Origin of the sequence: Martelella lutilitoris (assembly GCF_005924265.1) — a bacterium.
GTDB lineage: Bacteria > Pseudomonadota > Alphaproteobacteria > Rhizobiales > Rhizobiaceae > Martelella > Martelella lutilitoris.
The window spans coordinates 495,183-521,515 of sequence record NZ_VCLB01000001.1 but is presented as its reverse complement, the minus strand read 5'-3'; the positions used below and the strand labels follow the sequence as shown (position 1 = coordinate 521,515).

The window sequence follows — 26,333 nt, the reverse complement described above, 5'->3', positions numbered from 1 at the left end:
GGTCACTCACTTCAAAAGATCCGGCAAGAACATCACCACCGAAGGCACGGCGATCACCAGCGCAATCACGAAGAGATCCATGATGATGAAGGGCAGGACGCCGGCAAAGACCTGCGCGATCGAAACATATTTGCCGGCAACGTTCTTGATGACGAAGACGTTCATGCCGACCGGCGGCGTGATCATGCCGATTTCCAGCATCTTCACCACGACGACGCCGAACCAGACGAGGCTGATGCCTTCCGCGCGCAGGATCGGCAGGAAGATCGGCAGCGTCGTCAGCATGGCGCCGAAGGGCTCCATGAAGGTGCCGAGCGCCAGGTAGATCAGCACGATGATCAGCATCAGCTTGAAATAGCCGAGATCGGCGCCGGCGACGAAGGACGAGAGGAAATGCGACAGGCCGGATATGCCGAGAAAGCGGGTGAACATCGCAGCGCCGACGCCGATGATGAACAGCGCGCCGGTCGAGGTGACGGTATCGATCAGCGAATGGGTGATGTTCCACCTGGTCAGCCGACCGGTGACGGCCGCGAGCAAGATCGTGCCGAGCGCGCCGACCGCGCCGGCCTCCGTTGCCGTGAAGAGCCCTGAGAACATGCCGCCGAAGATCAGGAGCACAAGAACCGTGATCGGGATCACCTGCAAAATGGCGGCGCGGCCTTCCGCGCTGACCGGCGACGTGTCACGGGACGGCACGAGGTCGGGCCGCACGAGGCTGATGCCGATGATGACGAGGCAATAGCCGATGGCGGTGACAACGCCGATGCCGATGCCGCCGATGAAGACCTGGGTGACCGAAGTCTCGGCGAAGACGCCGTAGATGATCATCAGGATCGAGGGCGGGATCAGCGCGCCGATCGTGCCGCCGGCGGCAATCGATCCGGCCGCAATCGAGGGACGATAGCCGGCGGCGACCATTTCCGGAATGGCGATCCGGCCCATGGCCGCGGCGCAGGCGAGCGACGAGCCGGAAACGGCGGCAAAGCCTGAACAGGCAAAGATGGACGAGACCGCAAGCCCGCCCGGCAGGCGGCGCAACACCACCTTGGCGGCGGCGAAGAGCCCGCCGGTGAGCCCGGAATGAAAGGCGACGAAGCCCATCAGCAGGAACATCGGCACCGCCGACATGGTCCAGCTGGCGACGAAGGAATAGGGCGTGTTCGACAGGATGCCGAAGGCCGGCGTGACCCCGAGAAGCGCGGTGATGCCGCCAAAGGAAACGGCGATCAGCGCCATGGCCACCGGCACGCGCAGAAGAAGCAGGACGATCAGGACGCCAATGCCGACAAATCCGACCTCGGGGTTCATGCGGTTTCCTCCGATGCGGCGGGATGAAGGTCCTGGAAGGTCAGAAGCAGGCAGGTCAGCGCCGCGATGCCAAAACCGACCGATGGCAGGAAGTAGCTGTGCCAGACTGGCATCTTCATTGAGGCCAGTTCCACATAGGTGCCGGAGCGGAAATTGGAGAGCGCCGAATTCCACGTGGTCCAGGCAAGGCTTGCATAGACGATCGCCGAGAGAAGGCAGACCAGTGCATCGGAGACGCGGCGGACGGGACGGGTGAGCGCGAAATCGAAGAGTTCGACGGACACCATCTCGCGACGCAGTTCGAGCCAGGACAGCGGCAGGAAGGCGGTGGCGACCATGTAGTAGCGCGCAACCATTTCCGTGGTAACGGGGACCGAGATGCGGAACAGGTTACGCAGCGCGACATCGAGGCTGATATGGACCATCATCAAGACGACGCCTGCGGCGCCGATGAAGGCCAGGATACGCGCGACCACGGCGGCGAGCCGGACGAGTGCGGTCATCAAAGGGCTCCAGAGCGGGTAAGGAGGTCGACGACGAACGTCATCGTCCACGAAGCGCGACGGCCATTCCGGCCGCCGCGCTCCAGTTCAGGCATCACATGCCGTAGGTCGAAAAGTCGATCTTGCTCCAGACATCGTCGATCATGCGCTTGGCCAGAGCGTCTGGATCATTGCCGACTTCATCGACGACCGCGGTCCATTTTTCCACCAGTTCGGTGAAGTAGACGGCCTCCTCGCCCGAAAGCGCGGTGCGATCCTTCACGTCCTGAGCGGCAAAGGCTTCCGAGGCTTCAAGGAAGGCCGGATCCGGCTCAATCACCTCGATATCGGTTTTCGCCAGGGCCTCCTTCGCCGCCGACGGCAGCTGGAAGGCCCAACGGTCGGTCAGGTCGAAATTGGCGCGTGCGGCGGCCATGCCGATCTCTTCGCGCTCCTTGGTGGAAAGCGAACGCCAGGTGTTGAGACCCGCCGTGAAGTTCGAGGTCACGTGATAGGTGCCGATCGGGACGATGGTGACGTCCTTGGCAATATCGATCAGCCGGAACGACAAGAGGTCAACGGTCGATGCCATGGTGCCGTCGATCGTGCCCTGGCTCATCGCCTCGAAGGTATCGCCGACTCCGATATTGACCGGTGTTGCACCGAAATGCTCGGCCCAGCGCGAATAGGGCGCGCCGCCGGTGCGCAGCCGCATGCCCTTCAGGTCATCGGCGGTGCGCACGGGCCTGGTCGTGATCAGGTTGTAGACATTGGACGAACCGGCGCCGAGGAAAACCATGCCGAGCTTCTTGAACTCCTCCTGGCAGGGCTCGCAGGTCATGCCGTACTCGGTCATGGCCATGGCCATGGCGTGCGGGTTGCGGCCAATCAGCGCCAGGTCGCCGGCAATGCCGGTGACCTCCATGTCGGCCGGGAAATAAAGCGGCAGGACATTGCCGGCGTCCACCAGCCCGGTCTGCAGCGCATCCTTCATCTGCGGCAGCGACACGACTTCCGGACCGAGGATCAGCCCGGTCATGGCGCCGCCGGAGTTTTCGGCGATGTTTTCGGCGAAATGCTCATACATGTAATAGGCCGGGTGAGCCGGTGGCCCTCCAGGCGCAAGGCGCAGTTCGCGCGCCGAAGCGGCGGTTCCGGCGGCCATCAACACGACGGCGGCCAATGCGGCGAATTTCTCGATGCGATTCATGAATTCTCCTCCCAAAAAATCCGAATGCTGTGTTTCGTCAGGTCGTTACATTGCCAGAAGCTTCCTCGCATTCTCCTTCAGAAGCAGCGGGCGAACCTCGTCCTTGATGTCTATGTTCTCGAAATCGGCGAGCCAGCGATCCGGCGTGATGGCGGGCCAGTCGGAGCCGAACAGCAATTTGTGCTTCAGCAGCGAATTGGCGTATTTGACCAGGATCGGGGGAAAGTATTTCGGGCTCCAGCCGGACAGGTCAATATAGACATTGGGCTTGTGCTGAGCGACGGCAAGCGCCTCTTCCTGCCAGGGAAAGGACGGATGCGCGGCGATGATCTTCAGGTCGGGAAAATCCACCGCCACGTCGTCGAGATACATCGGGTTGGAATATTTCAGCCGCATGCCCATGCCGCCATGCATGCCGGACCCGACGCCGGTCTGGCCGGTGTGAAACAGCGCGATGCCGCCCTCTTCCTCGATCACCTCGTAGAGACCGTAGGCCGACCGGTCATTCGGATAAAAGCCCTGATAGGTCGGGTGGAACTTGAAGCCGCGCACGCCGTGGTCGCGCATCAGGCTCTTCGCCTCGCGGACTCCGAGCTTGCCCTTGGCCGGGTCGATGGAAGCAAACGGCACCATGATATCGCTGTTCTTCGCCGCAATCTCCGCCACTTCATGGTTGGAATAGCGGCGAAAACCGGTCTCGCGCTCGGCATCGACGGGAAAGATGATGCAACCGATCCTGCGTTCGCGAAAATAGGCGGCGGTCTCCTCCACAGTCGGCAGCATGCCGTCCCGGCCGGCCGGGTTCCTGAAATATTTCGCCATGCCGGCCTGGAATTCCATATAGCCGTCATCGCGATGGGTGCAGCAGGGCTCCTCGGCGTGAACATGGACGTCAAAGGCGATCAGTTCATCGAAATTCATATGCGCTCCCCCGTCTCCAGCCCGACATAACGCTTGAGCAGATGCGCAAGCGTTTCCGCCTCCTCCGCGCTCAGGCCATGCGTGTTATAGGCGTTCTCTCCGAAGAAATTGCGCTTGTTGGCGGCGACAAAGGCCTCGCCCTTTTCGGTCAGCTTTAACAGCACGGAGCGGCGGTCGTGATCGGGGATTTCCCGCTCGATCAGGCCCTGATCCTCGAAACGGCGGACCGTCTTGGTCATGTGGGCCGGCTTGATCCTCAGCGTCTGCGCCAGAATGCCCTGTTTGATGCCGGGATTGAGATGCATGACCCAGAGCATGGAAAACTCGCCCGGGCGCAGGTCGTCCGCGCCGAAACGCTCGTAGAACTGATCATAGACCCGCACCTGCGCGACGCGTACCAGAAAGCCGAGCGAATTGTTGAGCTCGCCAAGCTCGACATCTTCGGTCATTTGCGGGGAAAGGCGCGGCTCCTGGCCCATGTCAACCTCCACCGGGCGCGGCCACCTTGGCGACGCGTTTTTCCAGGAAGGCGATCAGCCGTTCCTCGGCCTCGGGCGAGGTGGCGGTAAAAGACGAGATGAAGCTTTCCATCAAAAGCCCGTCGTCGCGGCTCATCTCGGGCATGCGCGGCAGGACGTTGATGACGGCGTAGTTGGAAAGTTCAGCATTGGTCGCCGCCCGCGCGGCAAGCTCCAGCGCCTTTTCAACCGATTTGCCGGCGGGAACCACATATTGCGCGAGGTTCCAGCGCTCGCCGGTATCGGCATCGATCGAGCGGCCCGTCAGCATCATGTCCGTCATCCGCGCCACGCCCATCAGCCGCGCGGTGCGCACCGATCCGCCGCCGCCAACGAAAATGCCGCGCTGGCCTTCCGGCAGGGCGAAAAACGTGGTCTCGTCGGCAACGCGCACCTGTGCGGACGATGCCAACTCCAGCCCGCCGCCGACAACGGCGCCGTGCAGCGCGCAAAACCAGGGAATGGGGCCAAATTCAATCCGGCCGAAGACTTCATGCCAGCGCCGCGAACCCTCGACGCCCTCAAAGGCCGACTTCTTGACATGTTCGGATAGATCGAGGCCGGCGCAGAAATGCCTGCCATTGCCGAAGATCACGCCGGCTTTTGCCTCGCGACGCGCCCGCTCGACCGCATCGGCCAGAGCTTCGACGAAACGGTCGCTGATCGCATTGCGTTTTTCCGGACGATTGAGCCCGACAAGCGCGACGTTTCCGCGCATTTCATAGGTTACAAGCTCGGCCTCTTGCCCTGTTGTCACTGCTTACTTCCTTTCGCGCACCCAAGTTTTCTCTATACGAGAAAATATTTTCCTTGTAAACAATACACTATAAAACTGTATATGCGGAACTTGTCCGACCGAAGGGAGCGGTCGGGAAAGGTCGACCGGAAAGGATTTCGCGGCCCGCACCAACCGGGACGCTCGAATGTTGGAGGAGATTCCATGGCAGACATGGAGAAAATACGTCCGGTGCGGGTATGGGAGCCGCGCATCAAGGTGGAGGAACGCGCGGATGGCAGCCAGATCATCTGGCAGGAGGACAAGCTGGGCCCCTATCCCGCCCGCCTCGGCGACCGCATCCTGCATTGGGCCGAGACTGCGCCCGAGCGCGTGTGGATGGCCGAGCGCGACGAGAGTGGCGCCTGGCAGACGATCACCTTCGGCCGGCTACGCGACCTGATGCGCCGCGTCGGCACCTTCCTGCTTGCCCATGATCTCTCGCCCGAGAGACCGCTGATGATCCTGTCGGAAAACTCGCTCGAACATGCCGTCATCGCGCTTTCCGCACAATATGTCGGCATCCCCTCGGCGGCCGTGGCGCCGGCCTATTCCTTGATCCCCGAGGGACGCGCAAAACTGAAGGATATTGCGGGCGCGGTGACGCCCGGCGCGATCTTCGCGAAGGACGCGAACCGCTTTGCCGACGCGATCACCGAGGTTATTGACCCTGCCGTGCCGCTCATTCTGGCGGGCGGCACTGTTCCCGGCCACAATCATTTCGCCTGGGATGAGGTGATTGCGACAGAGCCTTCATCGGCGGCCGACGAGGCCTTTGCCGCCACGGGGCCGGACACGATCGCGAAATTCCTGTTCACCTCCGGCACCACCGGCACGCCAAAGGCGGTGATCCAGACGCAAAGGATGATGTGCGCCAACATGGCCCAGGTGCTCGATTGCTACCGCTTTCTCGGCGACGAGCCGCCCGTTCTCGTCGACTGGGCGCCGTGGAACCATGTCGCCAGCGGCAACAAGGTGTTCAATATCGCCCTCTATAACGGCGGCACCTATTACATCGACGCCGGCAAGCCGACGCCGAAGGGCATGGCCGAGACGATCCGCAATCTGCGCGAGATCTCGCCGACCTGGTATTTCAACGTGCCGGCAGGCTATGAAGTGCTGTGCGAGGCGATGGAGAAGGACCCGGTCCTGCGCGACACCTTTTTCAAGAAACTGAAGATGATCATGTATGCGGGCGCAGGCATGGCGAGCCACACCTGGCATCACCTCAATACGCTTTCCGAACGCTCCACCGGCTTCTTTACGCTGATGGGTTCGGGGCTCGGCTCCACCGAGACCGGCCCGTTTGCCATGTTCTCGACCGAACCGCAGAACGAGCCGGGCAATTGCGGCGTTCCGGCACGCGGCGTCACCATGAAACTGGTGCCCACCGGCGGCAAGATGGAAGTGCGCTTCAAGGGTCCCAATGTGACGCCCGGCTACTGGCGGCGGCCGGACCTGACCGAAAAGGCCTTCGACGAGGAAGGCTTCTACAATATGGGCGACGCACTGCGCCCCGCCGTTCCCGGCGATCCGGCGCGCGGCTATCTCTTCGACGGCCGCACGGCGGAGAACTTCAAGCTCCAGACCGGCACCTGGGTTGCCGTCGGCGCGATGCGGGCAAAGCTGGTCGACGCCATGGGTGGTCTGATCCGTGATGCGGTGATTGCCGGCGAGGGCCAGTTCGAGCTCGGCGCCCTACTCGTGCCCTTCCGCCCGAAAATCGAACGCCTTGTCGAAGGGGGGGCCGAAATGGATGACGCGGCGCTTTATGCCCATCCGACAGTGCTTGCGAGCCTCGGCAATCTTCTGACGGATTTCGCCGGTCACGCCACCGGCTCCTCAAACCGCATCGCCCGCGCCATGCTTTTGACCGCGCCGCTTCGCATGGATGCGGGCGAGGTGACCGACAAGGGCTCGGTTAACCAGCGGGCGGTGCTCGCCAACCGGGCAGACCTGGTCGAGGCGCTTTATGCGGGCGGCCCTGAGGTGATCATTGCGGGCAAACCGCAAGGCAGAAAGGCGGGCTGAGAATGAAGGTTGAAGGCATGGCCGCACTGGTGACCGGTGCGGGTTCGGGGCTCGGCGCGGCAACCGCGCGCGCGCTTGCGGAAAAAGGCGCCAGGGTAACGGTGCTGGACATGAACGGCGATGCGGCCGAGGAGATCGCCGCCGAAATCGGCGGGATTGCGGCCGTCGGCGATGTGTCCAGCGAAGTCGACGTCACGGCAGCGCTTGATGCGGCCGAGGCGGCCCATGGCACGGTCAGGATTGCTGTGAGCTGCGCCGGAATCGGCACGGCGGGCCGCGCGGTCGGGCGCGACGGGCCGATGCCGATGGCCGATTTCGAGCGCACGCTGAGGGTCAACCTGATGGGCACGTTCAATGTGGTCAGGCTTTCGGCCCACCGCATGTCGCTTGCAGAGCCGATTGGCGAGAGCCGCGGCGTGATCGTCAACACGGCTTCGATCGCTGCCTTCGAGGGTCAGATCGGCCAGGCGGCCTATGCCGCCTCCAAGGGCGGCATCGTCTCGATGACCTTGCCGCTGGCGCGCGAATTCGCCCGTTTCGGCGTTCGGGTCAACACGCTGGCGCCCGGCGTGTTCCTGACCCCGCTGCTCTACAACCTGCCGGAAGAAGCGCAGAAATCGATCGCCGCGACGATCCCCTTCCCGGTCCGGCTCGGTGATCCGGCGGAATTCGCCCATGCTGTCGTCTTTGCGGTCGAAAACGACTACCTCAACGGCGAGGTGATCCGCCTCGACGGGGCAAACCGGCTGACGCCGAAGTGAGGACAAGTCTGGTTTTCACGTGAAACATCCGTCGGTTGGGCGGACGGCGCAGGGATTTCGAGAAAGGCGCTCAGGCCGGATAATCCCGTTCGCCGAAGATTGCCGAGCCCACGCGCACGCTGGTGGCGCCGAAGGCGACCGCGATCTCGTAATCCCCCGACATGCCCATGGAGAGCTTCGGAACGTTGTTTTCCTTGGCGAGATCGGCAAGCAGGGCAAAATGCGGGCCCGGATTTTCGCCCGCCGGCGGGATGCACATCAGCCCCTCGATCGAAAGACCCAGTTCCTCGCGACAAAGGTTCAGAAAGGAGCCGGTCTCGCGCGGATCGATGCCGGCCTTCTGCGGCTCGTTGCCGGTATTGACCTGCACATAAAGCCTCGGCGCCCTGCCCTGCTTCTTGATTTCCTTGGCAAGCGCGCGGGCGATCTTCTCGCGATCGACGCTTTCGATCACATCGAAGAGCTTCACGGCGTCTTCCGCCTTGTTGGACTGCAGCGGCCCGATGAGGCGCAGTTCCAGGTCCGGCGTCTCTTCCTTCAGCGCCGGAAACTTTCTCTGCGCTTCCTGGACACGGTTCTCGCCGAAAACACGCTGCCCCGCCGCAATCGCCTCACAGATCACATCGGCGTCATGGGTCTTGGAAACGGCCACCAGCGTCACTGCAGCCTCGGCCCGTTCGGCCTCATGTTCAGCAGCGAGGATCCTTGCGCGCACGTGCTCAAGATTTTCGGCAACACCCATCGGTTTCAACTCCTTTTTCCGCCGCCGCACCTTATGGCAAACGCAGGGCCCGCCGCAACGGGTCCATGCCGCTTTCCCATACCGCCAATTCGGCCCGTTTAACTTGACGCTGGGGCGCTTTCATGATGAAGCTCACCGCCAAAATGACCAAGAAAATGACCGAGTAGCACCGATATGGCCTCTGAACGTTACAACCCGCGCAAAGTCGAACCGAACTGGCAGAAGAAGTGGAACGAAGGCAATGTCTTCGTCACCGACAATGCCGACCCGCGCGAGACCTACTACGTGCTTGAAATGTTTCCCTATCCTTCGGGACGCATTCACATCGGCCATGTTCGCAACTACGCCATGGGCGATGTTGTGGCGCGCTACAAGCGCGCCCGCGGCTACAATGTTCTCCACCCCATGGGCTGGGACGCTTTCGGCATGCCGGCGGAAAATGCGGCGATGCAGAACAAGGTCCACCCCAAGGACTGGACCTATGACAACATCGCCACGATGCGCAACCAGTTGAAATCCATGGGCCTGTCGCTTGACTGGACCCGCGAATTCGCCACCTGCGACGTGGAATACTATCAGCGCCAGCAACACCTCTTCATCGACATGCTGGAAAAGGGCCTTGTCTACCGCAAGCAGTCCAAGGTGAACTGGGACCCGGTCGACATGACCGTTCTGGCCAATGAGCAGGTGATCGAGGGGCGCGGCTGGCGCTCCGGCGCGCTTGTGGAACAGCGCGAGCTGACGCAGTGGTTCTTCAAGATCACCGATTTTGCCCAGGACCTGCTCGACGCGCTCGACACGCTGGACGGTTGGCCCGAAAAAGTGCGGCTGATGCAGAAGAACTGGATCGGCCGGTCCGAGGGCATGATGGTGCGCTGGGACATCTCCGATGGCGCTGAGAAGGCCGGCAACCACGAGGAACTGACGGTCTACACCACCCGTCCGGACACGATCTTCGGCGCGTCCTTCATGGCGATTTCCGCCGATCATCCGCTGGCGAAGGAAGCCGCGAAGCACGACGACAAGGTCGCCGCCTTCTGCGAGGAGACGCGCCGGGCCGGCACCTCTCTGGCAGCGCTGGAGACGGCGGAAAAGAAAGGCGTCGATACCGGCATCCGCGTGCGCCATCCCTTTGACGAGAACTGGGAACTGCCCGTCTACGTCGCCAATTTCGTGCTGATGGATTACGGCACGGGCGCGATCTTCGGCTGCCCCTCCGGCGACCAGCGCGACCTGGACTTTGCCCGCAAATACGGCCTGCCGGTGACCGCCGTGGTGATGCCGAAGGATGGCGATGCCGCCACCTTCGAAATCGGCGACGAGGCCTATACCGATGACGGCGTGATGATCAATTCGCGCTTCCTCGACGGCATGAGCACGGACGAAGCCTTCGAGGCGATCGCGCTGAAGCTCGAGGCCGATGTCGTGCGCGGCGCGCCGCGCGGCGAACGCAAGGTCAATTTCCGTCTGCGCGACTGGGGCATTTCCCGCCAGCGCTACTGGGGTTGCCCGATCCCGGTCATCCATTGCGATGATTGCGGCGTGGTGCCGGTGCCGAAGTCCGATCTGCCGGTGAAACTGCCCGACGACATCGATTTCGAAAAGCCTGGCAATCCGCTCGACCGTCACGCCACATGGCGCCATGTCGCCTGTCCGCAATGTGGCAAGGATGCGCGGCGCGAAACCGATACAATGGACACGTTCGTGGATTCGAGCTGGTATTACACCCGCTTTACCGCGCCCCACGAGGACGCGCCGACGGACCCTGCCATTGCCGATCGCTGGCTGCCGGTCGACCAGTATATCGGCGGCATCGAGCACGCGATCCTGCACCTGCTCTATTCGCGCTTCTTCACGCGCGCCATGAAGGCGACCGGCCATGTGAACCATGACGAACCGTTCAAGGGCCTGTTCACCCAGGGCATGGTGGTGCACGAGACCTACCGCCTCGGCGGTAGCGGCGCTCATGGTTACTGGGTTTCGCCGACCGACATCCGCATCGAGGAGGCTGACGGGGGCCGCAGGGCATTCCTGCTGGAAACCGGCGAGGAAGTGACCATCGGCTCGATCGAGAAGATGTCGAAGTCGAAGAAGAACGTCATCGACCCCGATGATATTCTGGCGACCTATGGCGCTGATACGGCCCGTTTCTTCGTGCTCTCGGATTCGCCGCCCGACCGCGACGTGGTCTGGACCGAGGCGGGCGTCCAGGGCACGTTCCGCTTTGTCCAGCGGATCTGGCGTCTGGTCTCGGAGGCGGCCCCTGCCCTTGCCGAAATTGAGGCGAAGGCCGGCAGCGACGGCAAGGCGCTGGAAATCTCGCGCGCCGCCCACAAGACGCTGAAGGCCGTTGCCGCCGATCTTGACGGTCTCGCCTTCAACAAGGCGATTGCCCGGATCTATGAGCTTGTGAACGTTCTGGCGCAGCCGCTCTCGGAGGTCGACAAGGCCGATGATGAACTGAAGGGCGCGCTGAAACAGGCAAGCCTGTTCCTCACCCATTGTTTTGCACCGATGATGCCGCATCTGGCCGAAGAATGCTGGCAGGCGCTCGGCGCGAAGGGTATGATCGCCATGGCGGCCTGGCCGAAGCATGACGAGGCCCTGACCGCCGACAACGAGGTGATGCTGCCGGTCCAGGTCAATGGCAAGAAACGAGCCGAACTGACGGTTGCGCGTGATGCCGATCAGGACAGCATCAAACAGGCGGTGCTGGCGCTGGAAGCCGTTGTCCGCGCGCTGGACGGCAAGGAACCGCGCAAGATCATCGTCGTGCCGCAGAGGATCGTGAATGTTGTTGTCTAGATCACGCCTGAGAGCGCTCGCCCTTTCGCTTGCCGCTGTCGCAACGCTTGCCTCGTGCCAGGTGCGGCCGCTTTATGGCGGTGCAGAGGGCACCGCCCTGAACGCGAAGATGCACGAGCTTGCCTTTTCCGTTTCGACGACGCCGGTTGCGCAGTATGTCCGCAACGAGCTGATCTTCCTCACAAGCGGCGGTGCGGGCGAAAGCACCAATGCCAAATATGACGTCGACCTCTCGGCCTTCGCCGTGACGTCCGAACTCCTGCAGGACGACAGTTCCGACACGGCGAGCGCCGGGCGCACCATCGTGACGGCAGACTTCGCCCTGAGGCGCCGCGAGGACAACAAGCTTCTGGCGACCGGCCGGCGTCGGGCGACCGCGCTTCTCGATTTTCCCTCGCAGGAATTTGCCAAGCTGAGGGCCATTCGCGACGCCGAACAGCGCGCCTCCAAGGAAGTGGCCGCGATCATCAATGCCGATCTCGCGATCGCCCTCAACAAGGAACCGCCGCTGGACCTGCCCAAGCCGCCTGCCGAATAGGCGAACCCGTCCGAAATGGCTATCATGGCCGGGCGGCCTTAGCGATTGACCGAGGGGCCCAGCGCGAGCGATCTGAACCGGCGGAAGAATGACGGAAATCAAGTCCTACAAATTCGACGAGTTTCTGCGGCGGGACGCGGGACGCTATCGTCTGTTTCTCGTCTACGGACCGGACCGCGGGCTCGTCAGCGAGCGTGCGGGACTGATCGCCAAGGGCTCGGGCGTGCCGCTGGACGATCCTTTCTCCGTGATGAAGCTCGATATCGGCGATGTTGATGGCGATTCCGGACGCATCGTCGACGAGGTGAACGCGATCGGGCTTTTCGGCGGGTCACGGCTTGTGTGGGTGCGGGCCGGCGGTAATGACAAGGCGCTGACCAGCGTGCTCAACACACTTTCAGAAAACCCGCCCGAAAGCGCCTATCTGATCATCGAAGCCGGGGATCTGCGCAAGGGAACGGCCATGCGCAAGGCCGCGGAAAGCGCGCGGCAGATCGCCGCCATTCCCTGTTATGCCGATGACGCCCGCGCGCTCAATGCGCTCATCGATGAGACGCTTGGCGAGGCGGCACTGAGGATCACGCCGCAAGCGCGGCAGTTGCTCGTCTCTATGATCGGCGGCGACCGCCTTGCCACGCGCAACGAGATTGAAAAGCTGGCGCTTTACGGGCGCGGGCTGGAGATGATCACGGAAGAAGACGTCGCCGCCGTGATCGGCGATGCCAGCGCAATTTCGGCCGATGATGCGGTGGATGCCGTTCTTTCCGGCGACGTCGCCGCGCTTCGCCACGCCATGGCCAAGGTCTCGCAATCGAAAACGCCGATCTTCATGATCCTCAACGGCTGTATCCGCCAGTTCCATCTGCTCGACCAGATGCGGGCCGAGATGGAAAGCAAGCGCACCCCGGCAAGCCAGGTGATGCAGAGCCATGGCCGCCAGATCTTCTTCCGCCGCAAGCCGATCTTCGAAAAGGCGCTTTCAGCCTGGAACGGCAATGCGACGGAACGCGCGCTCAGAATGCTTTCCGAAGCCGTGCTCAACACCAGGCGTTATCCCGCCCTTGAGGAGAGCATCGCGACGCAGACGCTTTTGGCGCTGACGCTGCGTTCGAACCGCCGCGCCGGCTGACCAGCGCATCCTCAGCTTGCATTATATCGCCAAGGCCATACTGCAGCGCAGTCCTTCCTAGCCCAGATAACCATCTGTAAAGAATAAGGTAAATTGTATCAACTCAAATTGACATGATACAATTTTCAGGGATTGCGCTCGAGCCGCCGGCAGATGTCGTCGAGCTGATCAAGCGAGCTGTAGGCGATCTTGATCTGCCCGCCATCGCTCTTGTGATCAATGGTGATCGCCAGTCCGAGCCGGTCGGAAAGAGAGCGTTCCAGAGCCAGCGTATCGGCGTCCTTCTGCCGAGCAGGCCGCGACGCCCGAGAACCACCGCCATCGATTGCCTTTTGCGCAAGTTTCTCCGCTTCTCGAACGGAAAGGCCCTTTTGCACGACCGTCTGGGCAAGGGCGAGCGGGTCCGGCGTCGAAATCAGCGCGCGGGCATGGCCGGCGGAGAGGATGCCATCGGCCAGCATGCCGCGCACGCCTTCGGGCAGCTTCAGCAGACGCAGGCTGTTGGCCACATGGCTGCGGCTTTTGCCGATGATCTCGCCGAGATCATTCTGCGTGTAGCCATGTTCGGCCATCAGCAGCTCATAGCCGTTGGCCTCTTCCAGAGGGTTGAGGTCCGCGCGCTGGACGTTCTCGACAATGGCGATCTCGAGCGCCGTACGGTCGTCGACGTCACGGATCAATGCCGGGACTTCCGAGAGGCCGGCAAGCTGGGCGGCCCGCCAGCGGCGTTCGCCGGCGATGATTTCGAAGCGCTGCTCGCCGATGGTGCGAACGACCACCGGTTGGACGATACCGTGCTGGCGAACAGACGCCGCGAGATCGCGAAGATCCTCTTCCTCGAAATGACGACGCGGATTGCGCGGGTTACGGGAAATGAACTCGACCGGGATCCGCCGATCAGCCGTCACCTGGACCGTCGCCGGTTCGCTCGGCTCGGCCTTCTCGATGTCTCCGATCAGCGCCGCAAGCCCGCGTCCGAGCCGCCGTTTGGAATTGTCTTCGCTCATGCTATTCACCTTCGAATGCTAACTGCTCAGGCCGCGGCCATCGCTCGCTCGCGCTGAATGATCTCCGAGGCCAGCTGGATATAGGCCTGGCTTCCCTGGCACTTGAGGTCATAAAGGATAACCGGCTTACCGAAGGACGGTGCCTCGGAAACACGCACATTGCGCGGGATAAGCGTCTTGTAGACCTTGTCGCCCATATATTCGCGCACATCGGAAACCACCTGCTGCGCCAGATTGTTGCGAGAGTCGAACATGGTCAGCACCACGCCCTGAATTTCCAGCCCCGGATTGATGGTGCTGCGCACTTCGGAAACGGTGTCGAGCAGTTGGCTCAACCCTTCCAGAGCAAAAAACTCGCACTGCAGCGGCACCAGAATGGCCTGGGCGGCGCCCATGGCGTTCATCGTCAGCAGGTTGAAAGACGGCGGGCAGTCACAGAAGACATAGCGATACCGGCTGACATCCGACTGGGACAGCGCATCGCGGAGCTTGAACACCCGGCGCGGATCGGACGCGATCTCAAGCTCAAAGCCGAGAAGATCGAGGGTCGAGGGAACCAGATCTAGGTTCGGGACAGCCGTGGGGATAGCAGCCTCGATGATGGTCTTGTCGCCGACCAGTACATCGTAGGCCGAGAATTCGCGCTGGTCGCGCTCGATGCCCAGCCCGGTGCTGGCATTGCCCTGCGGATCAAGATCGAGAACCAGAACCTTTTCGCCGATCGCGGCAAGCGCTGTCGCCAGATTGATGGCAGTGGTGGTTTTTCCGACGCCACCCTTCTGGTTGGCGACCGTGATGACACGCGTTTTACGATTCATTGACCATACCGCCAGTTTTCAAGAGGCCGAGGACGACGCAAGGCGCGATATCTCCAGGATCACGGAGCCGGGTTCAACCTTGCTTTCATGTTTTACCAGATCGAAGTCCCAGTGGTCACGCGCTTTGTCGATCTCGCGCTGATAATACCGCCCTTTGTGGAAAAAGGCACGGAATCCGGTCTTTGCGGCAAACCAGGGCGCAGCATATTCGAACAGAAGCGAGAGGTCGGCAAGCGCGCGCGCGGAGATGGCATCACAGGTTTCGATTTCATCCGGCGCCGTCTCGGCCCGGACCGCGTGTACGCTGGCCCGGGCCCCGGTTTCGCGGATGGCGGTGCGCAGAAACGACGCCTTCTTGTTGTTGCTTTCGACCAGATGAACCCAGCCCTCGCCTCTTTCCGCCAGAAGGATGGCCGTGATCAAGCCCGGAAAGCCGCCGCCGCTGCCTATATCGATCCATGTCTTCGGCTCTGGCGAGAGCTGATAGACTTGAGCGCTGTCGGCGACATGGCGGTCCCAAAACTGCTGCCGCGTCGACGGCGCCACCAAATTGATCGATTTGGCCCACTTTTCGAAATGGGCCGCAAATGCCTCAAGGCGCGCCTGTGTTTCACGTGAAACAATCTGGCCGTTCAGTTTCATCAGTCATCCTCACGCCGCGACAGAGCGTCCGGTCTTCAGCCGTACCAGCAGCAGAGAAAGCGCTGCAGGCGTCATACCGTCGATACGGCTCGCCTGCGCAATCGTCGCCGGACGCGCCTTTGCAAGCTTCCCCTTGAGTTCGTTGGAAAGACCCGGCAGGGCCGCATAGTCGAAATCATCCGGGATCGCCCTTCCCTCATCCTTGCGCACCTGGGCAATATCCGAGGCCTGCCGGTCGAGATAGACAGCATAGGCCGCCTCGATCTCGATGGCCGAGCGGACCTTTGCTTCCGTTTCGCCAAGTTCCGGCCAGATAGAGACAAGATCTGAAAAATCCCGATCCGGATAAGCAAGAAGGTCATAGGCCGTGCGGCGTTGACCATCCTGATTGAGCTTGAGCCCGTGGTTCGCGGCTTCATTCGGCGTCAGAGACCGCGCTTTCAGCGCCGTCCGTGCCTGCTCCAACGCTGTGGAAAAGGCTTCAAACCGCAAACGACGCGCGGATGAGGCAATGCCGAGTGCGATGGCAAGCGGCGTGAGGCGCTCATCCGCATTGTCCGCCCGCAACGTCAGTCGATATTCCGCCCGCGAGGTAAACATGCGATAGGGCTCTGCAACGCCGCGTGTCGTCAGGTCATCGACCATGACGCCGATATAGGAATCGGTGCGCGAAAAGACTACGGCGTCGCCATCGCCGGCAAGCCGCGCCGCATTCAATCCAGCGACCAGACCCTGCGCGCCCGCCTCTTCATAACCGGTCGTGCCGTTGATCTGCCCGGCCAGAAACAGGCCGGGCATTTTCTTCAGTTCCAGCGACGCCTTCAGCTCGCGCGGATCGACATGATCATATTCGATCGCATAGCCGGGCTGCAGGATCGAGACCCTTTCCAGCCCCGGGATCGCTCGGATGAAGGCATGCTGGACCTCTTCAGGCAAAGAGGTCGAAATGCCATTGGGGTAGACGGTATGATCATCCAGGCCTTCCGGCTCGAGAAAGATCTGATGGCCGTCACGGTCGCCGAAGCGCATGATCTTGTCTTCGATCGACGGACAATAGCGCGGCCCGACGCCTTCTATCTGCCCCGAATACATGGCCGAAAGCCCGATATTGTCGCGAATGATCGCATGCACGTCCGGCGTCGTGCGAGTAATGCCGCAATCAATTTGAGGGTTTCTGACGCCGTCCGTCATGAAGGAAAACGGCACGGGGTCATCATCCGCCTTCTGCCGATCCAGCGACGCCCAGTCGATCGTGCGTCCGTCAAGCCGCGCCGGCGTGCCCGTCTTCAACCTTCCGAGTGAAAGCCCCAGCCTCCCCAGCGTCTCGGAAAGACCGAGAGACGGCGCCTCCCCGACGCGGCCCGCCGGGATTTTACGCTTACCGATATGGATCAGCCCGCGCAGGAATGTGCCCGTTGTCAACACCGCCGCGCCGCATCCATATCGCTGACCATCGCGTGTCGTCACGGCAACGACCTGCCCATTGTCGGTCTCGATATCAAAGACATCACCTTCGATGATCTCGAGATTGTCGATCTCCGCCAGCGCAGCCTGCATCGCCTCGCGATAAAGCCGGCGGTCCGCCTGGCTACGTGGACCCCGTACGGCCGGACCCTTGCGTCTGTTCAGCATGCGGTACTGGATCGCGGCGGCATCGGCGACGCGACCCATCAACCCGTCAAGCGCATCGATCTCCCGCACGAGATGTCCCTTCCCCAACCCGCCTATGGCCGGATTGCAGGACATCACGCCGATGGTCTCGCGTTTGTGGGTGATCAGCGCTGTCCGGGCGCCGCCGCGTGCGGCAGCCGAAGCGGCTTCGCATCCTGCATGGCCACCGCCAATGACGATGACATCATATTGATCGCTCATGAAAAGCTCCGTTTGGGCTCGACGACCACTGGCCGGAACCCCTGTTTTGGCGATGTTTGTGCCGTCTCGCCTCGGGCAAGTCAAGATTGTTTCACGTGAAACACGGTCTACTTGCCAACGCAGAAAGACGAAAAGATGACGTCGAGCAGATCCTCGACATCAACCCGGCCCGTGATCCGACCGAGAGCCACGGCGGCGCGACGCAGCGACTCTGACGGCAATTCCGGCGACAATGCGCGGGCCGCCATCGCCTCGTCCAGCGCAGCAAGAGCCTGCCGAAGATAATCCGCCTGGCGTGCGCGCACCGGAAGGCTCAGAGACGAACCCGCGACCCGCGCCGAAAGCCGATCGGAAATCGCTGCAATCAGCCGATCGATCCCTTCCCCGCTTTCAGACGAGAGCACCAGATCAAAGCCGTCACCGCCGGATGAAAGATCCGACTTGGACCCCACCAGCAGGCAGTCGCGATCCGGAAAGGCCTCAGGCGCGTCACCGCCGGTCATATCGGCAAGCGACAGGACGAGATCAGCGGTTTCCACCAGGGCGCGGGCGCGCCGCACGCCCTCTGCTTCGACCTTGTCCTCTGTCTCGCGCAGGCCAGCCGTGTCATAGAGGCGAACGGCATAGCCGCCGATATCGAGATGAACCTCCAGAATATCCCGGGTGGTGCCGGCGATGTCGGTGACAATGGCAATATCCCGCTTGGCGAGCGCGTTCAGAAGGCTCGACTTGCCGGCATTGGGGGCGCCGGCAATCACCACCTGGTAGCCGTCGCGGATAATCTCGCCCGTGTGAAGTCCCGCCAAATGCGCGCGGATCTCGCCCGCCACGCCGTCAACGCTTTGCCAGATGCTGGTGGAAACCGACCCCGGAACGTCCTCCTCGTCGGAGAAATCGAGCTCGGCCTCGATCATGGCGCGCGCATGCGTCAACGCGCCGGCCCACCGCTCATAGAGCCCGGAGAGCCTGCCGCTGGTCTGTTCCATCGCAAGCCGGCGCTGCATTTCCGTCTCTGCAACAATGATGTCGGAGAGGCCCTCGGCCTCCACAAGATCGAGCTTGCCGTTCTCGAAGGCCCGGCGGCTGAATTCGCCGGCTTCGGCATGACGCGTCTCGGGAAAACCGGCGAGCCGATCCAACATCGCCCTGACGACGGCGCGGCCACCATGAAGATGAAATTCGACGCAATCCTCGCCGGTAAAGGATGCGGGCCCGGCAAAGGCCAGCACCAGTGCCTGATCGATGGCGACGCCTTCCGCATCCCGCAGCGTCATCAACTGCGCCTGCCGCGTCGGCGGAACTCGTCCGGCAATTCCGGCACAGATATCAAACGCTGTTGCGCCGGACAGACGGATCACCGCAACGCCCGAGGGCAAAGCGCCGCTTGAAAGGGCGAAAATGGTGTCGGTCGATCGCATGAGACGCGCCTATGACGGATCGAAATCGAAAATAATTTTATAATTCAATAGCTTAATCAGAATCCGGCCGCATGCCGAAACTGAAGACCCGAATATCGGACGGCTATCAAGAGCTCCGCGTTCTGCGGATGACACGCGAGGCCAGGCCTGTTCGGATGTCTGTCCTCCCGAGCCGGCCTGGATTGTCCTCAGGTGTTCATCGATTCGAAGAACTCGGCATTGCTCTTCGTCTGCTTCAGCTTGTCGATGAGGAACTCGATACCGTCTGTCGTGCCCATCGGGGCAAGGATGCGACGCAGCACGAAGACCTTCTGCAGATCCTGACGCGGGACCAGAAGGTCCTCCTTGCGGGTGCCGGACTTGAGGATATCGATCGCCGGGAAGATGCGCTTGTCGGCGACCTTGCGATCCAGCACGATTTCCGAGTTGCCGGTACCCTTGAATTCCTCGAAGATCACTTCGTCCATGCGGCTGCCGGTATCGATCAGCGCGGTCGCGATGATGGTCAGCGAGCCGCCCTCCTCGATATTGCGGGCGGCGCCGAAGAAGCGCTTCGGCCGCTGCAGGGCATTGGCGTCAACGCCGCCGGTCAGCACCTTGCCGGAAGACGGCACGACGGTGTTGTAGGCGCGGCCGAGACGGGTGATGGAATCGAGCAGGATGACGACGTCGCGGCCATGTTCGACCAGGCGCTTCGCCTTCTCGATCACCATTTCGGCAACCTGAACGTGGCGCACGGCCGGCTCGTCGAAGGTCGAAGACACGACCTCGCCTTTCACCGAGCGCTGCATGTCTGTCACTTCTTCCGGGCGCTCATCGATCAGAAGCACGATCAGGAAGCATTCGGGATGATTGGCCGTGATGGAATGGGCAATGTTCTGCAGCAAAACCGTCTTACCCGTGCGTGGCGGCGCGACGATCAGGCCGCGCTGGCCCTTGCCGAGCGGCGCCACCAGATCGATAACGCGCGCCGACAGGTCTTTCGACGTCGGGTTTTCAAGTTCCATGTTGAACCGCTCGTCGGGATAGAGCGGCGTCAGATTATCGAAATGGACCTTATGGCGGATCTTTTCCGGATCATCGGAATTTATCGTGTTGACCTTCAGAAGGGCGAAATACCGCTCGCCTTCCTTTGGCCCGCGGATCGGGCCCTCGACCGTATCGCCGGTCTTCAGCGCGAAGCGGCGGATCTGGGAGGGCGAAATATAAATGTCGTCCGGACCCGGCAGATAGTTGGCATTGGCCGAACGCAGGAAGCCGAAACCGTCCTGAAGAACCTCGACAACGCCTTCGCCGATGATCTCGACATCCTGCGTGGCCAGCACTTTCAGAATGGCGAACATCAGCTCCTGCTTGCGCATCGTGCTGGCGCCTTCGACCTCGAGTGATTCGGCAAAGGCCAGGAGGTCGGTTGGTGTCTTGCTCTTCAGTTCCTGAAGCTTCATTTGAGACATGAAGTAAACCGTGAATTGTTGTGATGATCGAAAGGCCGGTTGCACTGATGGAGCAGTGCCAATTTGGATTGGCGCAGGGGTAGTCTTGCACAGCCTTTTTGGATGGGTTGGCTGGAAGATACTGATTTGCCCGTGTCGTTACAAGAGCAAATGCACGTTTTTATCCCGGAAAACGCGCCAAACCATTTATCAAACGATTAAAAGGGCTTAACGATCACCATAATCACGGCAATGATCATCAGCACCGTCGGCGCTTCGTTGACAATCCGCCAGTGACGCGCGCTCGTCGAACGCTTGTCGGCGGCAAAATCCTTGATCGCCTTGCTGTAATAGCCATGGACGCCGGACATCAGGAAAACGGCAAGAAGCTTCACATGCAGCCAGCCATCGCTCAGCCATCCGCCGTCCCAGGCGAGATACAGGCCGAAGATCCAGGTGAGGATCATGGCCGGGTTCATGATCACCTTCATCAGGCGGTGTTCCATGACTTTGAAGGTTTCCGATTTTTCCGAACCCGGCGCACTGTCGGCGTGATAGACGAAGAGCCGCGGCATGTAGAACATGCCCGCCATCCAGGAAATCACCGCGATCACGTGAATGGCCGTCGCCCAGAGATAGAAGCTGTCGCGCTGGAATATAAACAGTCCCAGACAGACAAACAGGAACAAAAGCAGCGCCGTCATTGCCCGGCTTGCCGATTTCTTGCCCGCGACTTTTCCGGTTTCGCCCTGGTCCGGCATCATTTCCTCCACAAATATATGTTTTATATGACTATTTTTCGCCGCGCACCAGCTTGACGAGTGCCGCGACGGTTTCGGGATCCACTTCCGGGGTGATCCCGTGGCCAAGATTGAAGATCATCGGACCGTCCGACAAGGCCTCAACAATAGCCCTCGCACGCGCTTTCATCAGATCGCCGCCAGCAACCAGTGACAGCGGATCGAGATTGCCCTGCACAGGTCCGTCCTTCTGCAGCTCCTTGGCAATGGCGAGCGGCACGGTCCAGTCGAGGCCGATCGCATTGGCATCGGTTTTCTGCCGATAGGTCGAAAGATTGGGGCCGGCGCCCTTGGCAAAGGCAATGATCTTCGCGCCAGGCACGGCCTGCCGTACCGTTTTGACGATACGGGCTGCGGGGCCTGCGGCAAAATCGGCAAAATCCTCTTCGCCAAGCACGCCTGCCCAGCTGTCGAAAATCTGCACCGCGTCGGCGCCCGCCTTCAATTGGCGGATCAGATAGTTGGCGGAAAGATCGGCGATCAGATCGAGAAGCTTCAGGAATTCCGACCGGTGGCGATAGGCGAAAAGCCTGGCCGGGGCCTGGTCGCTCGTTCCCTTCCCGGCAATCATGTAGGTCGCCACGGTCCACGGCGCGCCGCAGAAGCCGAGAAGGCTCGTCTCACCTGGCAGGCGCTCGCGGATGCGTCCCACCGCCTCGATCACAGGATCAAGCGTTTCCGCTGCATATCGCGCTTCCAGACGCCCAATGTCGTCGGCCTCGATCGGATCAAGACGCGGTCCCTCGCCCTTTTCAAAGCGAACCCCGCATTTCAATGCATCCGGAATCACGAGAATGTCGGAAAACAGGATGGCGGCGTCAAAGCCGTACCGCCTGATTGGCTGCAGGGTTACTTCCGTCGCGAAATCGGGATTGTAGCAAAGGTTGAGGAAGCCGCCCGCCTTTTCCCTCAAGGCTCTGTATTCCGGAAGGTAGCGGCCTGCCTGCCGCATCAGCCAGATCGGCGGCGGGTTGACGGTTTCGCCTTCAAGCACGCGTTCCAGCGTCCGTTCTGTCATATCCCCAGCCCTTGCAAATAATGAATCTGTTTATCTTCGGATTCCTTTTATTTCTTAGAGTCTGTGAGGATCAAGGATTAAAGGGTTTTCCGCGACTATGAGTCTTTTCCACGCATTCGACTGTCTCGCGCAGGCTGAAAATTCCGCCTTGATGGCAATTGTGGGGACGAACACGGAATAGTTCATGGATTCAAATTCTTGGCGCTTTGCGCCGGTGTCTTCCGGCCTGTGCAAAACCACTGGAATTTTGCCGCAAAAGCCGTTCTTTTCCCCGTTTTCAACAGCGGCGTTTGAACCTTTTTGACAAAAGGCGTTATGTGGATAAATCGCAAGACAACCCACAGGCCAAAATCGGCGCTTCGCATTCGTCCCGTTTTGTCCAGCGTTATGAACAGGAGGCGAAGGACATCGTGGAAAACCGCAAAAACTTCTTTCACCTCCATCTGATTTCCGATTCGACGGGCGAAACGCTGATTTCGACCGGGCGCGCGGTCTCCGCCCAGTTCGGCGGCTACGAGCCGATCGAACATGTCTATCCACTTGTGCGCAGTCGCAAGCAGGTGCTCGCCGTGCTCAGGGCGATCGACGAGGCGCCGGGCATCGTTCTCTATACGGTGGTCAACGAGGAACTGGGGGCGCTTCTGGAAGAAATGTGCCGGGACATGAATGTGCCCTGCGTCAATGTTCTCGATCCGGTCGCCAGGGTGTTCCAGTCCTATCTCGGCACGGCCTCGCGGAGGCGGTCCGGCGCCCAGCACAGTCTGGACGAGGACTATTTTGCCCGGATCGAGGCGCTGAACTTCGCCATGGATCACGATGACGGGCAGATGCCGGAGACCTATGACGAGGCGGACGTTGTCATTCTCGGCATTTCCCGCACGTCGAAGACGCCGACAAGCGTCTATCTCGCCAATCGCGGCGTGAAGGCCGCCAATATTCCGATCGTGCCGGGCATGAAACTGCCCGAAAGCCTCTACCGGGCGAAGCGGCCGCTGATCGTCTGCCTGATCGCATCACCGGGGCGGATCTCCCAGGTGCGCGAATTCCGCGAATTCGGCAGCGGCGCGGACGAGGGCAAGAGCGAATATACCGATCGCGCGGTGATTGCAGAAGAGCTGAAATATGCCCGCAGCCTTGCAGCCCAGAACAACTGGCCGATCATCGACGTCTCCCGCCGCTCGATCGAGGAGACGGCGGCGGCTATTCTTGCCCTGAAATACGAGCTGAAATAGCAACGCTGGAGCTGCGAGAGGAAAGCGCCGATGCCGAAGAACGAAGCGATCATCCTGGCCTCCACCAGTCCGTCACGGCGGGCGCTGCTCGCCAATGCAGGGATCGCCTTTTCCAGCATGCGCCCGCATGTGGACGAACGGGCAACGGAAGCGCCCTTCCTCAAGACCGGCGCGACGCCTGATTTCCTTGCCGGCCTGCTGTCGCGGGCAAAGGCCCTCGATGTCGCGGGCCGCACGCCGGGCGCCTTCGTCATCGGCGGCGATCAGGTGATGGCGTTTGAGGGTCGCCCCTATTCCAAGCCGGAAAACCGGGAGGAAGCGCGCGCGCATCTGAAGCACCTTTCCGGCAAGACGCACTACCTGATGAGCGCCTTCGCGATAGCCCGTGATGGCGCGATCCTGTTCGAGGCCTGCGAGACGGCGGCCTTGCACATGCGCCGGCTCGACGAGGCGGAGATCGATCGCTATCTGGCGCGCCTTTCCGACGAGGCGCTGTTTTCCTCGGGCGTTTACCAGCTGGAAGGCCTGGGCGTGCGACTGTTCGAGCGGATCGACGGCGATTTCTTCACGATATTGGGCATGCCGATGCTGCAACTTCTGGCGGCCCTGCGCAAACTCGGAGCACTGCATGACTGATTCACGTGAAACCCATCTGCGGCGGGCCTGTGTCATCGGCCATCCCGTTTCCCAGTCCCGCTCGCCGCTGGTTCATGGCTACTGGCTGAAGAAATACGGAATTTCCGGGGATTATGTGCGCGAAGACGTGGCCCCGGGAGAGATTGCGGGCTTTGTCGACCGGCTGCGCTCCGGTGAAGCCGGCTTCGTCGGCTGCAATGTCACCATCCCCCACAAGATGGCCGCTTTCGAACTTGCCGATGAAGCCGATGAAAATGCCACGCTTCTGGGCGCGGCCAACACGCTGTGGGTCGAAAACGGACGCGTTCATGCCGCCAATACGGACGGTCTCGGCTTCACCGGCAATCTGGATGCGGCGCATCCCGGATGGGATTATGCGGAAAAGGCCGTGGTGCTGGGCGCAGGCGGCAGCGCGCGCTCGATCGCCATGGCGTTGAAACAGCGCGGCATTTCCCACATCCACATCGTCAACCGCACGCTGGCGCGGGCCTCCGAACTTGCCGCACGGCTTGGCGAGCGGGTCGACGCCCATGACATGGACCGGCTCGCCGAGGTGATGAAGGGCGCCGGCCTTTTCGTCAACACGACCTCGCTCGGTATGAAGGGCGGCGCCGTGCCGGACTTTGACTTCGGCCTGCTGTCCGAAAATGCCATTGTTGCCGATATTGTCTATGTACCGCTCGAAACGCCGATCCTGAAACAGGCGAAGGCGCACGGGCTGAAGACGGCGGACGGGCTCGGCATGCTGCTGCACCAGGCCGTGCCGGGTTTCGAGAAATGGTTTGGCAGGACGCCCGAGGTGGACGCCGCGCTCAGGGACGAGATCATCGCCGATCTTGTGGCAAACGGATGATCATTCTCGGCCTCACCGGATCGATCGGCATGGGAAAGTCCACCACGGCGGGCTTTTTCACCGAGGCCGGCATACCGGTGCAAAATGCCGACGAGGTGGTGCATGCGCTTTATCGCGGCCGGGCCGTGGCCCCGGTCGAGGCTGCCTTTCCGGGCGTTGCCGAAGATGGCGTGATCAATCGTGCGCGCCTCAGCAAGGCGCTTGCCGGCAAGGCGGAGAATTTCGAGAAGCTTGAGGCAATCGTTCATCCGCTGGTGCGCGAGGAACGCGATCGCTTCCTGGAAAAGGCTCGCGCCGACGAAGCGCCGATCGCCGTGCTCGACATTCCGCTCCTGTTCGAGACCGGGGCCGATCGTGCCGTCGATTATGTTCTGGTCGTCACCTGCGATCCGGCAATCCAGCGCGAACGCGTGCTGGCGCGACCGGATATGACAGTGGAAAAGTTCGAAACCGTGCTCAAACGTCAGCTTCCCGATGGCGAAAAACGCGCGCGGGCCGACTATATTGTCGACACGGGACACGGCATTGACAAGGCGCGGACGGCGGTCGGTCGCATCATTGCCGAGCTGAAGGACAAGGCGGCGGACGGCGCGGCGCAAAAAGATTAAGGAGCGGTGATGAAGGTCACGCGCGATATCATCTTCGATACCGAAACAACGGGCATGGACAAGAATGACGACCGGCTGATCGAGATCGGCGGCGTCGAGCTGATCGACCATTTCCCGACTGGCAAGACCTTCCATGTCTATGTCAATCCGGACGGCAAGACGGTGCATCCGGAAGCTCTGCAGGTGCATGGCATTTCGGACGAGTTCCTGAAGGACAAGCCGGTCTTTGCCGATGTGGTCGACGATCTCCTCGCCTTTTTCGACGGCGCCCGCTGGATCGCCCACAACGCTGCCTTCGACATGGGCTTCATCAATGCCGAACTCGGCCGGCTCGGCAAGCCGCCGATCGACCAGGAGATGGTGGTCGACACGCTGGCCTTGGCGCGGCGCAAGCACCCGATGGGTCCCAACAGCCTCGACGCGCTCTGCAAGCGCTATTCGATCGACAATGCCCACCGCACCAAGCACGGCGCTCTGCTCGATGCGGAATTGCTGGCGGAGGTCTATATCGAGATGTCCGGCGGGCGTCAGGCGGCCTTCCGCCTCGTCAATGCCGGCTCGGCGGATGAATATGACAGCGACGGCAATTTGCGCAAACTGCCGCCCCTCGTCCGCCCCCGCCCGCTCCCCTCGCGCGTCCACGCGGAAGAGGCCGAGGCGCACGCGAAAATGCTCGCCGAGATCGGCGACAAGGCGCTGTGGCACAGCGTTTCGGGGACGTGAGGCGTTTTCAGGAGCCGATTTTATTGTTCTTAAATAAGAATCATTAGGAG

General features: G+C 61.5%; 26 protein-coding genes. 10 read left to right on the top strand and 16 right to left on the bottom strand.

Annotated features, from left to right (window positions below; translation table 11 throughout):
• Positions 1–6 precede the first annotated feature (6 nt).
• The 6 genes from FF124_RS02465 to FF124_RS02440 form a co-directional block, all read right to left on the bottom strand.
• The gene (locus FF124_RS02465) at positions 7–1,311 is read right to left on the bottom strand and encodes a TRAP transporter large permease (protein WP_138746883.1); all 1,305 of its coding nucleotides are present in this window, start codon (positions 1,309–1,311) and stop codon (positions 7–9) included.
• Complete coding sequence (locus tag FF124_RS02460; protein WP_138746882.1) at positions 1,308–1,814, bottom strand: TRAP transporter small permease; 507 nt, start codon at positions 1,812–1,814, stop codon at positions 1,308–1,310. Before FF124_RS02460 ends, FF124_RS02465 begins: the two co-directional genes overlap by 4 nt.
• Before the next feature lie 94 nt (positions 1,815–1,908).
• The gene (locus FF124_RS02455) at positions 1,909–3,003 is read right to left on the bottom strand and encodes a C4-dicarboxylate TRAP transporter substrate-binding protein (RefSeq protein ID WP_138746881.1); all 1,095 of its coding nucleotides are present in this window, start codon (positions 3,001–3,003) and stop codon (positions 1,909–1,911) included.
• Positions 3,004–3,048: 45 nt separating this feature from the next.
• Positions 3,049–3,924 carry an amidohydrolase family protein gene (locus FF124_RS02450; RefSeq protein WP_138746880.1) on the bottom strand — a complete coding sequence of 292 codons (876 nt, stop codon included), beginning with the start codon at positions 3,922–3,924 and terminating at the stop codon, positions 3,049–3,051.
• Positions 3,921–4,403, bottom strand: coding sequence for a MarR family winged helix-turn-helix transcriptional regulator (locus FF124_RS02445; RefSeq protein ID WP_138746879.1), 483 nt, complete (start codon positions 4,401–4,403; stop codon positions 3,921–3,923). The genes FF124_RS02450 and FF124_RS02445 overlap by 4 nt, the downstream gene beginning before the upstream one ends.
• Position 4,404: 1 nt before the next feature.
• Positions 4,405–5,199: a crotonase/enoyl-CoA hydratase family protein gene (locus FF124_RS02440; RefSeq protein ID WP_281285221.1), complete on the bottom strand. Its 795-nt coding sequence runs from the start codon at positions 5,197–5,199 to the stop codon at positions 4,405–4,407.
• A gap of 183 nt (positions 5,200–5,382) precedes the next feature.
• Between FF124_RS02440 and FF124_RS02435 the strand changes: the two genes are divergently transcribed.
• Both FF124_RS02435 and FF124_RS02430 read left to right on the top strand, forming a co-directional pair.
• Positions 5,383–7,248, top strand: coding sequence for a feruloyl-CoA synthase (locus tag FF124_RS02435; RefSeq protein ID WP_138746878.1), 1,866 nt, complete (start codon positions 5,383–5,385; stop codon positions 7,246–7,248).
• Positions 7,249–7,250: 2 nt separating this feature from the next.
• The gene (locus tag FF124_RS02430) at positions 7,251–8,009 is read left to right on the top strand and encodes an SDR family NAD(P)-dependent oxidoreductase (RefSeq protein ID WP_138746877.1); all 759 of its coding nucleotides are present in this window, start codon (positions 7,251–7,253) and stop codon (positions 8,007–8,009) included.
• A gap of 70 nt (positions 8,010–8,079) precedes the next feature.
• On the opposite strand, the gene FF124_RS02425 is transcribed toward FF124_RS02430, so the two are convergent.
• The gene (locus tag FF124_RS02425; RefSeq protein ID WP_138746876.1) at positions 8,080–8,751 is read right to left on the bottom strand and encodes a YggS family pyridoxal phosphate-dependent enzyme; all 672 of its coding nucleotides are present in this window, start codon (positions 8,749–8,751) and stop codon (positions 8,080–8,082) included.
• A gap of 174 nt (positions 8,752–8,925) precedes the next feature.
• Here FF124_RS02425 and leuS point away from each other — a divergent pair, with 174 nt between their 5' ends.
• The 3 genes from leuS to holA all read left to right on the top strand — a co-directional run bounded on the left by leuS (position 8,926) and on the right by holA (position 13,223).
• The gene (gene leuS / locus FF124_RS02420; protein WP_138746875.1) at positions 8,926–11,556 is read left to right on the top strand and encodes a leucine--tRNA ligase; all 2,631 of its coding nucleotides are present in this window, start codon (positions 8,926–8,928) and stop codon (positions 11,554–11,556) included.
• The gene (locus FF124_RS02415) at positions 11,549–12,094 is read left to right on the top strand and encodes a hypothetical protein (RefSeq protein WP_187326776.1); all 546 of its coding nucleotides are present in this window, start codon (positions 11,549–11,551) and stop codon (positions 12,092–12,094) included. The genes leuS and FF124_RS02415 overlap by 8 nt, the downstream gene beginning before the upstream one ends.
• Positions 12,095–12,182: 88 nt before the next feature.
• On the top strand, positions 12,183–13,223 hold the full coding sequence (gene holA / locus FF124_RS02410) for a DNA polymerase III subunit delta (RefSeq protein ID WP_138746873.1): 1,041 nt from the start codon (positions 12,183–12,185) through the stop codon (positions 13,221–13,223).
• 125 nt (positions 13,224–13,348) lie between these two features.
• On the opposite strand, the gene FF124_RS02405 is transcribed toward holA, so the two are convergent.
• The 9 genes from FF124_RS02405 to FF124_RS02365 all read right to left on the bottom strand — a co-directional run bounded on the left by FF124_RS02405 (position 13,349) and on the right by FF124_RS02365 (position 22,674).
• The gene (locus FF124_RS02405) at positions 13,349–14,230 is read right to left on the bottom strand and encodes a ParB/RepB/Spo0J family partition protein (RefSeq protein WP_138746872.1); all 882 of its coding nucleotides are present in this window, start codon (positions 14,228–14,230) and stop codon (positions 13,349–13,351) included.
• Positions 14,231–14,256: 26 nt separating this feature from the next.
• Complete coding sequence (locus FF124_RS02400) at positions 14,257–15,048, bottom strand: ParA family protein (protein ID WP_138746871.1); 792 nt, start codon at positions 15,046–15,048, stop codon at positions 14,257–14,259.
• 18 nt (positions 15,049–15,066) lie between these two features.
• Positions 15,067–15,690 (bottom strand): 16S rRNA (guanine(527)-N(7))-methyltransferase RsmG, encoded by a 624-nt coding sequence (gene rsmG / locus FF124_RS02395; RefSeq protein ID WP_138746870.1) that lies wholly within the window; start codon positions 15,688–15,690, stop codon positions 15,067–15,069.
• 9 nt (positions 15,691–15,699) lie between these two features.
• Positions 15,700–17,562, bottom strand: a complete 1,863-nt coding sequence (gene mnmG, locus FF124_RS02390; RefSeq protein ID WP_138746869.1) for a tRNA uridine-5-carboxymethylaminomethyl(34) synthesis enzyme MnmG — start codon at positions 17,560–17,562, stop codon at positions 15,700–15,702.
• Between the two features lie 107 nt (positions 17,563–17,669).
• Complete coding sequence (gene mnmE, locus FF124_RS02385; RefSeq protein WP_138746868.1) at positions 17,670–18,980, bottom strand: tRNA uridine-5-carboxymethylaminomethyl(34) synthesis GTPase MnmE; 1,311 nt, start codon at positions 18,978–18,980, stop codon at positions 17,670–17,672.
• A gap of 188 nt (positions 18,981–19,168) precedes the next feature.
• Positions 19,169–20,434 carry a transcription termination factor Rho gene (gene rho, locus FF124_RS02380; RefSeq protein WP_138746867.1) on the bottom strand — a complete coding sequence of 422 codons (1,266 nt, stop codon included), beginning with the start codon at positions 20,432–20,434 and terminating at the stop codon, positions 19,169–19,171.
• 197 nt (positions 20,435–20,631) lie between these two features.
• Positions 20,632–21,174: a protoporphyrinogen oxidase HemJ gene (hemJ, locus tag FF124_RS02375; protein ID WP_138746866.1), complete on the bottom strand. Its 543-nt coding sequence runs from the start codon at positions 21,172–21,174 to the stop codon at positions 20,632–20,634.
• Positions 21,175–21,205: 31 nt separating this feature from the next.
• Positions 21,206–22,231: a uroporphyrinogen decarboxylase gene (gene hemE, locus FF124_RS02370; RefSeq protein ID WP_138746865.1), complete on the bottom strand. Its 1,026-nt coding sequence runs from the start codon at positions 22,229–22,231 to the stop codon at positions 21,206–21,208.
• A 182-nt stretch (positions 22,232–22,413) separates the two neighbouring features.
• The gene (locus tag FF124_RS02365; RefSeq protein WP_138746864.1) at positions 22,414–22,674 is read right to left on the bottom strand and encodes a hypothetical protein; all 261 of its coding nucleotides are present in this window, start codon (positions 22,672–22,674) and stop codon (positions 22,414–22,416) included.
• On the opposite strand from FF124_RS02365, the gene FF124_RS02360 reads away from it, so the two are divergent.
• From FF124_RS02360 to dnaQ, 5 genes are read left to right on the top strand one after another with little or no spacing between them, the layout of a single operon-like run.
• Positions 22,642–23,463 carry a pyruvate, water dikinase regulatory protein gene (locus tag FF124_RS02360; protein ID WP_138746863.1) on the top strand — a complete coding sequence of 274 codons (822 nt, stop codon included), beginning with the start codon at positions 22,642–22,644 and terminating at the stop codon, positions 23,461–23,463. The genes FF124_RS02365 and FF124_RS02360 overlap by 33 nt on opposite strands.
• A gap of 30 nt (positions 23,464–23,493) precedes the next feature.
• Positions 23,494–24,099, top strand: coding sequence for a Maf family nucleotide pyrophosphatase (locus tag FF124_RS02355; protein ID WP_138746862.1), 606 nt, complete (start codon positions 23,494–23,496; stop codon positions 24,097–24,099).
• Positions 24,092–24,952, top strand: coding sequence for a shikimate dehydrogenase (locus FF124_RS02350; protein WP_138746861.1), 861 nt, complete (start codon positions 24,092–24,094; stop codon positions 24,950–24,952). The genes FF124_RS02355 and FF124_RS02350 overlap by 8 nt, the downstream gene beginning before the upstream one ends.
• On the top strand, positions 24,949–25,560 hold the full coding sequence (coaE, locus tag FF124_RS02345) for a dephospho-CoA kinase (RefSeq protein WP_138746860.1): 612 nt from the start codon (positions 24,949–24,951) through the stop codon (positions 25,558–25,560). The genes FF124_RS02350 and coaE overlap by 4 nt, the downstream gene beginning before the upstream one ends.
• Positions 25,561–25,569: 9 nt before the next feature.
• On the top strand, positions 25,570–26,283 hold the full coding sequence (gene dnaQ, locus FF124_RS02340) for a DNA polymerase III subunit epsilon (protein WP_061449845.1): 714 nt from the start codon (positions 25,570–25,572) through the stop codon (positions 26,281–26,283).
• The last annotated feature ends 50 nt before the right edge of the window (positions 26,284–26,333 follow it).